General features: G+C 65.8%; 10 protein-coding genes and 1 tRNA gene. 7 read left to right on the top strand and 4 right to left on the bottom strand.

The genetic code is table 11. From position 1 onward, the window contains the following. Positions 1–62 precede the first annotated feature (62 nt). Positions 63–1,838, top strand: coding sequence for a tetratricopeptide repeat protein (locus tag AWB66_RS20100; RefSeq protein ID WP_087631937.1), 1,776 nt, complete (start codon positions 63–65; stop codon positions 1,836–1,838). On the opposite strand, the gene AWB66_RS20095 is transcribed toward AWB66_RS20100, so the two are convergent. Beyond that, positions 1,795–3,156 carry an MFS transporter gene (locus tag AWB66_RS20095; protein ID WP_087631983.1) on the bottom strand — a complete coding sequence of 454 codons (1,362 nt, stop codon included), beginning with the start codon at positions 3,154–3,156 and terminating at the stop codon, positions 1,795–1,797. The genes AWB66_RS20100 and AWB66_RS20095 overlap by 44 nt on opposite strands. Positions 3,157–3,314: 158 nt before the next feature. Then, positions 3,315–4,247, bottom strand: coding sequence for a 2-hydroxyacid dehydrogenase (locus AWB66_RS20090; protein ID WP_087631936.1), 933 nt, complete (start codon positions 4,245–4,247; stop codon positions 3,315–3,317). 164 nt (positions 4,248–4,411) lie between these two features. Between AWB66_RS20090 and AWB66_RS20085 the strand changes: the two genes are divergently transcribed. Further along, a complete protein-coding gene (locus AWB66_RS20085; RefSeq protein WP_087631982.1) occupies positions 4,412–6,469 on the top strand; it encodes a putative bifunctional diguanylate cyclase/phosphodiesterase in 2,058 nt (685 codons plus the stop codon). Positions 6,470–6,588: 119 nt separating this feature from the next. Here AWB66_RS20085 and AWB66_RS20080 read toward each other — a convergent pair. After that, positions 6,589–6,664: transfer RNA gene (locus AWB66_RS20080), tRNA-Lys, on the bottom strand. Positions 6,665–6,869: 205 nt separating this feature from the next. Here AWB66_RS20080 and AWB66_RS20075 point away from each other — a divergent pair. The 3 genes from AWB66_RS20075 to AWB66_RS20065 are packed head-to-tail and all read left to right on the top strand — an operon-like array spanning position 6,870 to position 8,649. After that, a complete protein-coding gene (locus tag AWB66_RS20075) occupies positions 6,870–7,274 on the top strand; it encodes a PaaI family thioesterase (protein ID WP_087631935.1) in 405 nt (134 codons plus the stop codon). Between the two features lie 20 nt (positions 7,275–7,294). Beyond that, complete coding sequence (locus AWB66_RS20070) at positions 7,295–8,161, top strand: patatin-like phospholipase family protein (RefSeq protein WP_087631934.1); 867 nt, start codon at positions 7,295–7,297, stop codon at positions 8,159–8,161. Between the two features lie 11 nt (positions 8,162–8,172). Continuing rightward, complete coding sequence (locus AWB66_RS20065; RefSeq protein WP_087631933.1) at positions 8,173–8,649, top strand: OsmC family protein; 477 nt, start codon at positions 8,173–8,175, stop codon at positions 8,647–8,649. A gap of 3 nt (positions 8,650–8,652) precedes the next feature. On the opposite strand, the gene AWB66_RS20060 is transcribed toward AWB66_RS20065, so the two are convergent. After that, entirely contained in the window at positions 8,653–9,672 is a 1,020-nt protein-coding gene (locus AWB66_RS20060) for a D-2-hydroxyacid dehydrogenase family protein (protein WP_087631932.1), read from the bottom strand. 511 nt (positions 9,673–10,183) lie between these two features. On the opposite strand from AWB66_RS20060, the gene AWB66_RS20055 reads away from it, so the two are divergent. After that, positions 10,184–12,049 (top strand): phosphoenolpyruvate carboxykinase (GTP), encoded by a 1,866-nt coding sequence (locus AWB66_RS20055; RefSeq protein WP_087631931.1) that lies wholly within the window; start codon positions 10,184–10,186, stop codon positions 12,047–12,049. Between the two features lie 322 nt (positions 12,050–12,371). After that, entirely contained in the window at positions 12,372–13,487 is a 1,116-nt protein-coding gene (locus AWB66_RS20050) for a LysR family transcriptional regulator (protein WP_087631930.1), read from the top strand. Positions 13,488–13,504 lie beyond the last annotated feature (17 nt).

The following is a 13,504-nucleotide window of genomic DNA, read 5'->3' as shown; positions in this document are numbered from 1 at the left end:
CAATAGTCTGCGCCGAGGGTCTCGCATAGCATCGACCGGTTCTCACTCGCCGATCGTCCGCCATGCCCGACACCGTCACGCCGCTCAACATCGCGCTCGACCATCACCGCGCCGGTCGCCTGGACCATGCCGAAGCGGGCTACCGCGGCATCATCGAAGCGCATCCCGGGCATGTGGAAGCGCTGCATTATCTCGGCGTGCTGCTGCATCAGCGCGGACAGCACGACAGCGCGGCGGGCCTTCTCGATCGCGCGCTGGAATTGTCGCCTGATTTCGCGGCGTGCTGGAGCAACCGCGGACTGGTCGCGGCGGCGCTCGGCGACGCGCCGTTCGCCGTCGATTGCCACGAGCGCGCCTTGGCGCTCGACCCGTCGTTCGCCAATGCGGCCAACAATCTCGGCGTGGCGTTGCAGCGCCTCGGCCGCGAGGGCGACGCACTCGATGCCTATCGCCGGGCGCTCGGCTTGCAGCCCAATTTCATCGATGCCCGCACGAACCTCGGCGCAACGCTCGCCAAGCTCGGGCGTCACGAAGAGGCGCTCGCGGTCTATCGCGAAGCGCTCGCCCGCGATCTGGCCAATCCGAGCGCGCATTTCGGCGCGGGCAACGCGCTGCGCGAACTCGGCCATTTCGACGACGCGATCCAGAGCCTGCAACGCGCAGTCGAACTCGCGCCGGGACATTTCGAGTCGCGCGTGAATCTCGGGACGACGCTCGGCCGGCGCGGACGTTTCGTCGAAGCCGAAGCGCAGTATCGCCATGCGCTGACCTTGCGCGACGATCCGCAGATCCACGTCTGCGTCGGCGCGGCGCTCGGCGCGCGCGGGCGCTTTCACGACGAAGAGGCGCACTACCGCCACGCGCTCACGCTCGATGCCGATCACGCGGACGCGCAGCACAATCTCGCGCTCTTGCATTTGCGGCGCGGCGAATTCGCCGAAGGCTGGGCGCTCTACGAAAAGCGCTGGCAGGCGAGCAAGTACGCGCCGATCGAGGTGCCGGGCATCGTCGAGTGGAAGGGCGAGCCGATTGCGGGCCGCAAGCTGCTCTTGGTCGGCGAGCAGGGCCACGGCGATCAACTCCAGTTCGTGCGCTACGCGGCCGTGCTCGAACGCATGGGCGCGACCGTCGATGCGCTCGTGCCGCGCAACATCGCTGAACTGGTGAGCGGCGTGCGCGGCGTCGATCGCGTAGTCACCGACAAGCCGCCGCACGGCTACGATTTCTGGACGCCGATGATGAGCGTGCCGTATCGCGTGGCGAGCTTCGAGCCGCGCGTGCCGGCAGAGATTCCGTACCTGCACGTGAGCGCCGCGCGCATCGGCGAATGGCCGCGGCGCGTCGCGGAACGCGCGGGCACGCGTCGGCGCGTGGGCATCGTTTGGGCGGGCAGTCCGAGCTTCGCGAACGATCGCTTCCGTTCGATGCCGCTCGCCGCGCTCGACGCACTCGCCGGCGTGCCGGAGATCGCGTGGTTTTCGCTGCAAAAGGGCGCGGCGCGCGCGCAACTCGGAGGCTCGGCGCTGAAGCCTTTCGACCTGACGGACCACGTCGAGGATTTCGCCGATACCGCCGCGCTCGTCGAACAACTGGATCTCGTGATCACGGTGGACACGTCGGTCGCGCATCTCGCGGGCGCGCTCGGCAAGCCGGTGTGGGTGCTCTTGCCGGCGAACTACGACTGGCGCTGGATGCTCGATCGCGACGACAGCCCCTGGTACCCGACGATGCGTCTTTTCAGGCAGACGACGCTCGGCGACTGGGCGCCGGTCGTCGAATCGGTTCGTGCAGCCCTTATTCCTTCAGTTCCAGCGTCCGCACGCCCGAATCGCGCGTGATGAGTCTCAGCCCGCTCGCGACGCTCGCCGCCCCGGCGAACGCCGCGCCGAGCGACAGCGCGAGTCCCGGCCCGTGCTTTCCCGCAATCCCGAAACACAGCGCGACGAGCGCCGCGCCGGTCGCCTGGCCGAGCAGGCGCGCCGTCGCCACGACGCCGGAGGCGCCGCTCGCGCGCTCACGCGGCGCGCTCGCCATGAACGCCTTCAGGTTCGGCGACTGGAAAAAACCGAAGCCCGCGCCGCAGATCGCCATCCGGATACCGATTTCGAGCGCGTGCGGATCGGCGGGCAGCATCGCGAGCGAGATCATCCCGCCGCACATGATCGCGAGTCCGATGCCGCCGAGCAGTCCCGGCGGATAACGGTCCGACAGCCGCCCGGCGATCGGCGCCATCAGCGCGACCAGCACCGACCACGGCGTCATCAGGAATCCCGTCTCCACTTGCGTGCGCCCGAGCACGCTCTCGAAATAGAACGGCAGCGACACGAACGCCAGCCCTTGCGCGGCGAACGAGCACACGGCGGTCATCGTCGAGAGCGCGAACATCGGGCGCCTGAAGAGATCGACGGGGAGCATCGGCGCGGGATGGCCGCGCTCGCGTCGAAGCAGGAGCCCGCCCGCGATGAGCGCCGCCGCGAGCGCGACCAGCACGAGTTGCAGCGACGCGCGCTGCGCCCCTTCGCCGAGCGCGAAGATCAGCGCCGCGAACGTGACCACGTTCAGCGCCGCCGCGACGCGGTCGAAGCCGTGCGCGGCGCGCGGCGTCTGCGGCAGCGCCGGCCACGCGATGCAAAGCGCGAGCACGCCGACCGGCAGATTCACCGCGAAGAGCCACGGCCAGGTGCCGAGCGAGAGCACGATCGAGGCGACCGTTGGTCCGACCGCGAACGCCATCCCGACGACGAGCGCGTTCAGCCCGACGCCGCGCCCCAGCCGGTGCGGCGGAAAGATCGCGCTGATGAGCGCGGTGTTGACGCTCATGATCGCGCTCGCGCCGAGTCCCTGCAGCAGGCGCGCGGCGACGAGCGTCGGCAGCGACCACGACAGCGCGCAGACGGCGGACGCCACCGTGAACACAATCAGGCCGCCGAGATAGAGCCGCCGCTGTCCGACGATCCCGCCGAGCGCCGCGAACGGCAGCAGCGTCGCGACCATCGCGAGCTGGTAGGCGTTGATGATCCAGACGGAGGCGGCGGGCGTCGCGTGCAGGTCGTGGCCGATGGCGGGCAGCGCCGTGTTGGCGATGGCGGTGTCGAGCGTCGCGAGCGCCACGCCGAGGCACAGCGCCGCCATGCCGCGGCGTTCGAGCGGGGTCATCGGCGCGTCGGGGTCGCGCGGCGGATTCTTGAAAGTGTTCTCGGTCGGCACGGTCTTGAGCGAATCGGAGTGGACGGACAACGCCGGATTAAGCGGTCATTGAGTCCGACACGATACGGGAACGCGCGGATTTGCGCAGACCGGCGCGGCGCAGGCTTTCAAACAGGTGTCAGCACGGGCTGGCCGGCGAAGTGGCGCGTCGCGTTTTCGACGAAAAGCGCCGCCGATGCCGCCAGCGCTTCCGGCGAGCGGCCGCCCACGTGCGGCGTCAGCACGACGCGCTCTGAACCCGCCAGGCGCGCGGGCGGCGCGGGCTCGCCTTCGTACACGTCGAGGCCCGCGCCCGCGATCGCGCCGTGCGCAAGCGCATCGGCGAGCGCCGCCGTATCGACGACGCTGCCGCGCGACACGTTCACCAGATAGCCCTGCGGCCCGAGCGCTTCGAGGACGTCGGCGTCGATGAGATGCTGCGTCGCCGCGCCGCCGGGCGTCGTCACGACGAGGTAATCGGCCCAGCCCGCGAGCGCCATCAGCGAATCGAAGTATTCGTAAGGCACGTCCGGCTGCGGGCGACGGTTGTGATAGCCGATCTCCAGTTCGAAGCCCGACGCGCGCCGCGCCACTTTCCGCCCGATGGCGCCGAGTCCCACGACGCCGAGCCGCTTGCCCGAGAAATTCGGCTGCATCGGCAACTGCTCGCGCCAGACGCCGTCGCGGCACGCGCGATCGAGCACGGGGATCGCGCGCACGGCCGCCAGCAGCAAGGCGAAGGCGTGATCCGCGACGCAACTGTCGTTGGTCCCCGCGCCGTTCGCCACGACGATGCCGCGCGCCTTGGCCGCGTCGCGCGCGATGTTCTCGTAGCCCGCGCCGAGCGCGCCGATCAGTTCCAGATTCGGCAGACGCTCGATGTCGCTCGCGGCGATGCCGGTCGTGCCGTTGGTCAGCACCGCGCGAATCCGCTCGCCGTGCCCGGCGATCGCCTGATCGCGCGAAGCCGGATCGGACGCATCGACGATGTCGAACGCGGCGGCAATGGAAGCGCGGTTTTCGACCGCGAGCGGGATCAAAACGAGAAGAGTAGGCGGCATAAGGCTCGGCGAGTGGTGGACGTTAACCAGACAGTGAAAAATAGGCGACGAAACCTCCAAATCCGGCGGCCCGACCCTTCAGAATGCGACGTCTTCAGACGTTAAACGAAGACGCGACCGGCGTTTGGCCGTCGATACGCGCGTTGTTCGGAGAGGACCTCAAGATGCTGGTCGGGAGTTACAACAGTCTACTGGTGCTGTTTTCTTTTTTGGTCGCCGTGCTCGCGTCCTACACGGCGCTCGACCTGGTCGGCCGCATCAGCAGCGCGCGGCGCGTCGCGGCGCGCTGGTGGCTCGGCGGCGGCGCGCTCGCGCTCGGTGTCGGCGTCTGGTCGATGCACTTCATCGGCATGCTCGCGTTCGATCTGCCGATCTCGCTCGGCTACGACATCGGCCTGACGCTCCTGTCGCTCCTCATCGCGATCGCTTTTTCGACGTTCGCACTCTGGCTGGGCAGCCGGCCCGAACTGCCGCTGCGGCGCCTTCTAATGGGCGCGCTGCTGCTGGGCGGCGGCATCGCGGCGATGCATTACACGGGCATGGGCGCCATGCGGATGGAGCCGGGCATCGTCTACAGGCCGTTGATCGTCGGCGCGTCGGTCGCGATCGCCGTCGCCGCGGGCGGTGCGGCGCTCTGGATCGCGTTCCAGTTGCGCAGCCACAGCGCGCGCGTGCGCAGCTACCGCATGGGCGCCGCGCTCGTGATGGGCGTCGCGATCGTCGCGATGCATTACACCGGCATGGCCGCCGCGCAGTTTCCGCTCGGCTCGGTCTGCGGCGCGTCGAACGGCGGACTCACGAGCGACTCGCTCGCGCTCCCGATCATCGTCGTCACGATTGCCGTGCTGGCCGTCGCGCTGATCACCTCCGTGCTCGACATGCGGCTGGAAATCCGCACCGCCGCTTTGTCGACGTCGCTTGCCGAGGCCAATCAGGAGTTGTCGTACCTCGTGCTGCACGACAACCTGACGAAGCTGCCGAACCGGCTGTTGCTGGAAGACCGCCTGAAGCAGGCGATCGACCATGCCAAGGCCGAGAAAGGGCGCTTCGCCGTGATGTTCCTCGATCTCGACGGCTTCAAGGCGATCAACGACACGTTCGGCCACCAGGTCGGCGACATGCTGCTCGTGCAGGCCGCCGAGCGCCTGCGCGCGAGCGTGCGCGCGCAGGACACGAGCGCGCGCGTGGGCGGCGACGAATTCGTGCTCGTCGCGTCCGTGCGCGAGCCGGGAGATGCCGCGACGATCGCCGACAAGCTCGTCGCCGCGATCGGCGAGCCTTTTCTGGTGTCGGGGCATGACTTGCGGGTGTCGGTGAGCATCGGCATCGCGATCTATCCGGGCAACGGCGCCGACGAGCACGAACTGCTGAAGAACGCCGATGTCGCGATGTATCACGCGAAGTCGCTCGGGCGCAGTCAGGCGTGCTTCTTCGAAGGCTCGATGAACGCGAACAGCGAGGAACATCTGAACCTGCTGCAGGATTTGCGGCTCGCGCTGAAGCGCGAACAACTGGTGCTGTATTACCAGCCGAAATTCCAGGCGCCGAGCGGGCCCGTGACGGGCGTCGAGGCGCTGTTGCGCTGGAACCATCCAACGCGCGGCATGCTGCCGCCGGATTGCTTCATTCCGCTCGCGGAGCGGACCGGGCTGATCGTGCAGATCGGCGAATGGGTGATCGACGAGGCCTGCCGGCAGGTCGCGATCTGGCGGCGCACGGGGCAAGATGCGCTGACGGTGGCGGTGAATATTTCGGCGCTGCAGTTCAACAACAGCCGGCTGGTGCCGGCCGTGGAGGCGGCGCTTGAGCGGCATCGGATCGACGGCGCGGCGCTCACGCTGGAGATCACCGAATCGACCGCGATGCACGACGTCGATGCGAGTCTGCATATCCTGCATCGTCTGCGCTCGCTCGGCGTGCGGATTTCCATCGACGATTTCGGGACGGGGTATTCGAGTTTGCTTTATCTGAAGCGGCTGCCGGCGAGCGAGTTGAAGATCGACCGCGGCTTCGTTAGCGAGCTGGCGCAAGATGGGGAGGACGCGGCGATCGTGTCGGCGATCATCGCGCTCGGGCAGACGATGAATCTGAACATCGTCGCGGAAGGGGTGGAGACCGGGGCGCAGCGGGATCTGCTGACGAAGCTGGGATGCGATTCGTTGCAGGGGTATTTGCTCGGGCGGCCGGCGCCGGCGGGCGAGGTGGTTTGGGGCGCGGCGTAGTCGTGGGTTTTTTGCGAGGTGGTGGGCGGCACGATGATCATCGGCCGCGCGAACTTTGGCGGGGCACTGGAAATGCAAAAAGCCCGGTCGAATGACCGGGCTTTTTGTTCGGGAAATCTTGGTGGGGCGTGAGTGACTCGAACACTCGACCTACGGATTAAGAGTCCGCTGCTCTACCAACTGAGCTAACGCCCCGAAAAACTGAATCCGAATTATAGCGACACTTTTCGTAACGCCGCAAGCCCTGGCGACAAAAATTGCTGGAACTCCCGTCTTGGCCGCGTCGGCGCCCGTCGGTGAGTCTCAAAAATGCCTCAGCCGGTATGATGGCAGACACAATCGAACCGTCGTTCGATTCACTCTCCGCACAACGTCGCGCCCAGAACAGGCCCTGCACACCATGGACGAAACCGCCATCCGCGATCTTCTCGACAGCATTCTCGCGCCTTGGGTGCGCGACCTGTCGCTGTCGCCCGCGGCCACCAGCGCCGATTCCGTCACCCTGCGCCTGCCGTTTTCCGAGACCCTGCGCCACGCCGGCGGCGTCATCTGCGGGCAGGTCTTCATGGCGGCAGCCGACACGGCGATGGTCGTCGCCATTTCGCACGTTCTGGGCGGCTTCAAACCGATGACCACCGTCTCGCTCAACACGAGCTTCCTGCGCCCGGTGAAAACCGGCGACGTGCTCGTCACGGCAAAGGTCCTGCGCCGGGGCCGCAACCTCGTATTCGGCGAGATAGAACTGCGCGCCGCCGAAGGCGAACTCGCCGCGCACGCCACTACGACCTACGCGCTCCTCGGCTAACCGCAACTTCACCAAACAACATGTTCGATCAAGTCGTCTTCGCGGGCGGCGGCAACCGCTGCTGGTGGCAAGCCGGATTCTGGGATGTCGTGCAGCCCGAATTGAACCTGCGTCCGCGCGTCATCACGGGCATCTCGGCGGGCGCCGCGACAGCCTGCATGCTCTACACGAACCACGCGCGATGGGTGATGGACTACTACGCGCACGCCCTGCGGGACAACAAGAAGAACGCCTACTGGGGCAACGTGCTGCGCGGTCAGTCCGTGTTTCCGCACTACCGGATTTACCGTCAGGCGCTCCTCGACATCTTCCGCGATCAGTTCCCGTCACTGCAATCCGCGCCCGAGATCCGCATCGGCGTGTCGCATCTGCCTCGCTGGCTGGGCGCGCGCAGTGCGGTCGCGGCCGGTCTGATCGCGTACAACATCGAGAAGTACGTCCGCAAGACTCTGCATCCGACGCTCGGTCAGGCGCTCGGCTTCCATCCCGAATTCGTGACGGCGCAGGAATGCGCGAGCGTCGAGGATCTCGCCGACCTGATCCTGCAATCGTCGAGTACGCCGCCGTTCACGCCGGTGCTCCGGCGCAACGGCCGTCCGGTGCTCGACGGCGGCATGGTCGACAACGTGCCTGTCGGCGCGCTCGATCTTTCGCCCGGCATGGTGCTCGTGATGGTGACGCGCCTCTATCCGCGGCCGCAGATGTTCGTCGTCCCGCACGGCGAGCAGCAGCGCGTCTATGTGCAGCCGTCGCGCAAGGTGCCGATTTCGAGTTGGGACTACACCAGTCCGTCGCAGATGCAGCATGCTTATGACCTCGGCCGCGCCGACGGCGAGCAGTTCCTCGCGCGCGTTCCTCAACTGATGGGCGCAGCAGCGCACCGCTGAAGGAGCCGGACATGTCGAAGAAGCATCGTTATACGGTGGAAGTCGCCTGGACGGGCGACCAGGGCTCGGGCACTTCGCGCTATGACGCCTATTCGCGCGACCATCTCGTGCGCGTGGCCGGCAAGGCGGCGATCGAGGCGTCGAGCGACCCGTCGTTTCGCGGCGATCCCGCGCGGCACAATCCGGAGGAACTGTTCGTGGCGTCGCTGTCGTCGTGCCACATGCTCTGGTATCTGCATCTGTGCTCGACGAACGGAATCGTCGTGACGGGTTACGTCGACGATGCGCTCGGCACGATGGAAGAAAGCGCGCAAGGGGACGGACGTTTCACCGACGTCCTGCTGCGCCCGCGCGTGACGATCGGCGCGGGCGGGGACATCGAACTCGCGAAGCGGCTGCACGACGATGCCCACCGCTTCTGCTTTATCGCGAACTCGGTGAATTTCCCGGTGCGCTGCGAGCCGTCGACGGACGTGTCGACGCTCTAGCGCCTACGCCCGCCGACGGCCGCCGACGAGCGCGTCCGGGTTCGACACGCTCGACGTGTCGCCTGCATCGAAAGCGAGGATGTTCTTGAACGCCGCGCTGAAATAGAGCTCGTAGCTCTCGTGCTCGACATAGCCGATGTGCGGCGTGCAGATCACGTTCTCCATGCGCAGCAATCCGTATCCTTGCAGGATCGGCTCGCTTTCGTACACGTCGATGGCGACCATGCCCGGGCGGTTGTGGTGCAGCGCATTGAGCAGCGCGTTTTCCTCGAGCAGTTCGGCGCGGCTCGTGTTGACGAAGAGCGCCGTCGGCTTCATGCGCATCAGATCCTGCTGCGTGACGATGCCGCGCGTGTCGTCGTGCAGGCGCAGATGCAGCGTCAGCACGTCGCTCTGTTCAAACAGCGCCTCGCGATTCTCCGCAATGTCGTAGCCGTGCTCGCGCGCGAGTTCGAGCGAATGCTCGCGTCCGTGGATCAGTACGTTCATGCCGAACGCCTTGCCGTATCCCGCCACCAGCCGGCCGATCTTCCCGTAGCCCCAGATGCCGAGGGTCTGACCGCGCAGCACTTGTCCGAGGCCGAAGTTCGGCGGCAGCGCGGACGTCTTCAGCCCGGACTGCTGCCACGCGCCCTGCTTCAAATTTGCGACGTATTGCGGAATGCGCCGCTGCGCCGCCATGATCAGCGCCCACGTCAGCTCGGCCGGCGCGATCGGCGAGCCGGTGCCTTCGAGCACCGCGATGCCGCGCTCCGTACACGCGTCGATGTCGATGTGGCCGCCGCCCGCCTTGCCCGTCTGGCTGATCATGCGCAGGCGCGGCAGCTTGTCGAGCAACTGGGAACTGATCCGCGTGCGTTCGCGAATCAGGACGAGCGCGTCGACTTCCGACAGTCTGCTAGCTAACTGTCCGAGACCGCGTACCGTGTTATTGAAGACCTTGACCTCGTGGTCGTCGAGCAGATGAAAGCAATCCAGCTTGCGGACCGCGTCCTGATAGTCGTCGAGGATGGCGATTTTCATGGGAGTCGATTGGCTTTTGTTGGGCATCAAACGTGCTGCAAGCGATCTGTGGAAGAAAATAGAGGAGCTAACTTCGGGTAAATACCGAGAAATTCGGTGATTCTCCGTTTATTGCACCGCGTCAAGAAATTCAAGCTGTCGAGTGCTATGCTTGAACTCCATTTTTTGGGACAGTGAACGGACGCGTCGAAACGCCGTCCGACTAGATAAAAATACCGGGCAAAGCCGGAAATCTGCGAGGAGGCAAGGCTACTTAGTATCTCTTTTTAACAGTTTGTTCCGTGCCGACGCAAGCCGCGATTCCAGACGGCCGCGGCCGACAAACTCTTTTCGGCTCGTCGCGTCGTGCCTTTATGTGCCCATGTGCGCAGTGGCGGCAGCCGGCTTTCGCGTGAAGACGACCGCGAACGCCGCAGCCCGAACGCCGCCGCCGTGCAGAATGCGCCTCTCGCCAGGCAGCGTCCGACGAGCGCCTACCGTTTTATAGCCCTTTAGGAACGGAGACAGCTCGATGAATCAGCCCGCAGTAGTCGAACAGAACAACGCCGTCGAAATCGATGCGCCGGCGTATGTCAGGCACCGAAAACTCATCGACTGGGTGCAGCGCGTCGCCGCGCTGACCAAGCCCGAGCGCGTCGTCTGGTGTGACGGCAGTCAGGCGGAATACGACCGTCTATGCGAACAGATGGTTTCCGCCGGCACGCTCAGAAAGCTCAACCCCGCCAAACGTCCCAACTCCTTCCTTGCCTGTTCCGATGCATCCGACGTCGCCCGCGTCGAGGATCGGACCTTCATCTGCTCGGAGCGTCCGGAAGACGCTGGACCGACTAACAACTGGATCGACCCGCAGGCAATGCGCACGACGCTCGACGGCCTCTTCGACGGCTCGATGCGCGGCCGCACGATGTACGTCGTGCCGTTCTCGATGGGCCCGCTCGGCTCGCCGATCGCGCATATCGGCGTGGAGCTGTCGGACAGCCCGTATGTCGTGACGAACATGCGCATCATGACGCGCATGGGCCGCGCGGTGTACGACGTGCTCGGCACCGATGGCGCATTCGTGCCGTGCGTGCATTCGGTCGGCGCACCGCTCGTCGACGGCAAGAAGGACGTGCCGTGGCCGTGCAACGACACCAAGTACATCGTCCATTTCCCGGAGTCGCGTGAAATCTGGAGCTTCGGTTCGGGCTACGGCGGCAACGCGCTGCTCGGCAAGAAATGCTTCGCGCTGCGCATCGCCTCGACGATGGGCCGCGACGAAGGCTGGCTCGCCGAGCACATGCTGATCCTCGGCGTGAGCTCGCCGGAGGGGCGCAAGTATCACGTCGCGGCGGCGTTCCCGTCCGCGTGCGGCAAGACCAACTTCGCGATGCTGATTCCGCCATCGGACATGAATGGCTGGAAGGTGACGACCATCGGCGACGACATCGCCTGGATCAAGCCGGGCCGCGACGGCCGTCTCTACGCGATCAACCCCGAAGCCGGCTACTTCGGCGTGGCGCCGGGCACGAGCGAGAAGACCAACTTCAACGCAATGGCGACGCTGAAAGAAAACGTGATCTTCACCAACGTCGCGTTGACCGACGACGGCGACGTCTGGTGGGAAGGCATGACCGACACGCCGCCCGCGCATCTGATTGACTGGCAGGGCCGCGACTGGACGCCCGACATCGCGAAGGAAACCGGCGCGAAGGCGGCGCATCCGAATGCGCGCTTCACGGCGCCGGCGTCGCAGTGTCCGTCGATCGATCCGGACTGGGAGAACCCAGCCGGCGTGCCGATCGACGCGTTCATCTTCGGCGGACGGCGCTCGAACACCGTGCCGCTCGTGACCGAGGCGCGCGACTGGAAGGAAGGCGTTTACATGGCCGCGACGATGGGCTCGGAAACGACGGCGGCCGCGGCGGGCCAGCAGGGCGTCGTGCGCCGCGATCCGTTCGCGATGCTGCCGTTCTGCGGCTACAACATGAGCGACTATTTCGGCCACTGGCTCAAGATGGGCGAGCGGCTCGACGCGATGAACGCGAAGGCGCCGAAGTTCTTCTGCGTCAACTGGTTCCGCAAGGGCGACGACGGCAAGTTCGTGTGGCCCGGCTTCGGCGAGAACATGCGGGTGCTGAACTGGATGGTGGGCCGGATCGAAGGCACGGCAGCCGGCGACGAGCACGCGTTCGGCATCTCGCCGCGCTACCAGGACATCGACTGGGGCGGCCTGCCGTTCACCCGCGAGCAATTCGAGCAGGTGATTTCCGTCAACGATGCCGCGTGGCGTGAGGAACTCGCGCTCCACGACGAACTGTTCACGAAACTGCAGCAAGGCTTGCCCGAACAACTGCCGCAAGCGAAGGCGGACATCGAAAAGCGTCTTGTCGCCTGATTTTCGCGCTGATTAGCATGATTGACTGAATCAATCCCCAATACCGGCTCCGTATCCCGAAGCCGATATTGGGGCGTCCTATCCCGCCAAAATTGGCGCGGCCAGTTTTTCCCTTCCTCTGCGCTTACATAAACCCCACACAAATGTTGCCTAATACGCAACGACCTGCGATTTCTCACGTTTTTGGGGCGCAAAGCCGCAAGCTTTCGCCGAAAAAAGACCAGTAATCGGCAACTTCTGCACGATTTCGCGAGTCCTAGGATAATTCGCAATTGCGTTGCACCAAGAAATAGGAAAGCCGTATTGCGGCAGGAGTTGTCCCATGGATCATTTGCAGTCGATGAAGGTGTTTGTCCGTGTTGCGGACCTGGGCAGTTTCGCCCGCGCAGCCAACTCGATGGATATTTCGAACGCGGTGGCGACGCGCCATATCGCGGATCTCGAAGGGCGGCTCGGCACGCGCCTGCTCAATCGCACGACGCGCAGCCTGTCGCTCACCGAATCGGGCCAGGTGTATCTGGAGCGCGCGCGGCAGATCCTCGACGAACTCGATGACGTCGAGCAGATGGTGGTCGCGCGCAATCACGAACCGGTCGGCTCGCTGCGCATCGTCGCGCCCGTCGTGTTCGGGCTGCACAATCTCGCGCCGGTCCTGCAGACCTATGCGCAGCGTTATCCGAAGGTGCTCCCGGACGTGACGCTCGTCGACCGGCAGGTCGATCTCGTCGAAGAAGGGTTCGATGTCGGCATCGTGATCGCGCGCCAGGTGAGAAGCGCGAGCGTCGTCACGCGGCGCTTGACGACCGGTTGCATGACCGTCTGCGCGACGCCCGAGTATCTGGCGACGCACGGCACGCCGACGCGCCCCGAGGAGCTGCTGGCGCACCCATGCCTCAGCCTGCCGTCGGAATACTGGGGCGACGAGCGTGTGTTCACCGGCCCGGAAGGCGAAGTGCGCGTGCGGCCGTCGAACGTGATCGTCGCGAACAATACGGAAATGCTGCGGCAGTTTGCGCTGCTCGGCATGGGCATCGCGATCCTGCCGAGCTATCTGATCGGCAACGATACGACGAGCGGGCGCTTCGTCCGGCTGCTGTCGGACTATCGGCTGCCGCAGGTCGAGATCAACGTCGCGTATCCGAGCCGCCGTCATCTGCCGGCGAAAGTGCGCACGTTCATCGACCATCTGGTCGAGCATTTCAGCCAGACGCCGAATCACCAGTTGGGCGAGCAGTGGGCGAAGGACGGGTTCGCCAAGCCGGGCGCGTCGGCACTGGGCGAGGAATCCGCGCCGCTCGCCGCGCACGCGGCGTATGCGCACAATGGCGCGGACGAACGCCACGCGACGACGACCGTCGCGCGTCCGGTCGAGGGAGAACTCGGTTCGAAGCTCGGCAAGCCGTCGCGGGCGCGGATGCCGGCGCACTCGCCTTATTGATCCGAGCGCGCTTCAGC

The sequence above is a fragment of the Caballeronia telluris genome (assembly GCF_001544495.1).
GTDB classification, from domain to species: Bacteria; Pseudomonadota; Gammaproteobacteria; order Burkholderiales; family Burkholderiaceae; genus Caballeronia; species Caballeronia telluris.
Note: the sequence above shows the minus strand (reverse complement) of the source record. Positions and strands in the feature narration are given on the sequence as shown.

Excerpts from the sequence above, each read along its gene's own strand:
- AWB66_RS20100 (WP_087631937.1), top strand. The coding sequence starts at position 63 with ATGCCCGACACCGTCACGCCGCTCAACATCGCGCTCGACCATCACCGC.
- AWB66_RS20095 (WP_087631983.1), bottom strand. The coding sequence starts at position 3,156 with ATGACCCCGCTCGAACGCCGCGGCATGGCGGCGCTGTGCCTCGGCGTG.
- AWB66_RS20090 (WP_087631936.1), bottom strand. The coding sequence starts at position 4,247 with ATGCCGCCTACTCTTCTCGTTTTGATCCCGCTCGCGGTCGAAAACCGC.
- AWB66_RS20085 (WP_087631982.1), top strand. The coding sequence starts at position 4,412 with ATGCTGGTCGGGAGTTACAACAGTCTACTGGTGCTGTTTTCTTTTTTG.
- AWB66_RS20075 (WP_087631935.1), top strand. The coding sequence starts at position 6,870 with ATGGACGAAACCGCCATCCGCGATCTTCTCGACAGCATTCTCGCGCCT.
- AWB66_RS20070 (WP_087631934.1), top strand. The coding sequence starts at position 7,295 with ATGTTCGATCAAGTCGTCTTCGCGGGCGGCGGCAACCGCTGCTGGTGG.
- AWB66_RS20065 (WP_087631933.1), top strand. The coding sequence starts at position 8,173 with ATGTCGAAGAAGCATCGTTATACGGTGGAAGTCGCCTGGACGGGCGAC.
- AWB66_RS20060 (WP_087631932.1), bottom strand. The coding sequence starts at position 9,672 with ATGAAAATCGCCATCCTCGACGACTATCAGGACGCGGTCCGCAAGCTG.
- AWB66_RS20055 (WP_087631931.1), top strand. The coding sequence starts at position 10,184 with ATGAATCAGCCCGCAGTAGTCGAACAGAACAACGCCGTCGAAATCGAT.
- AWB66_RS20050 (WP_087631930.1), top strand. The coding sequence starts at position 12,372 with ATGGATCATTTGCAGTCGATGAAGGTGTTTGTCCGTGTTGCGGACCTG.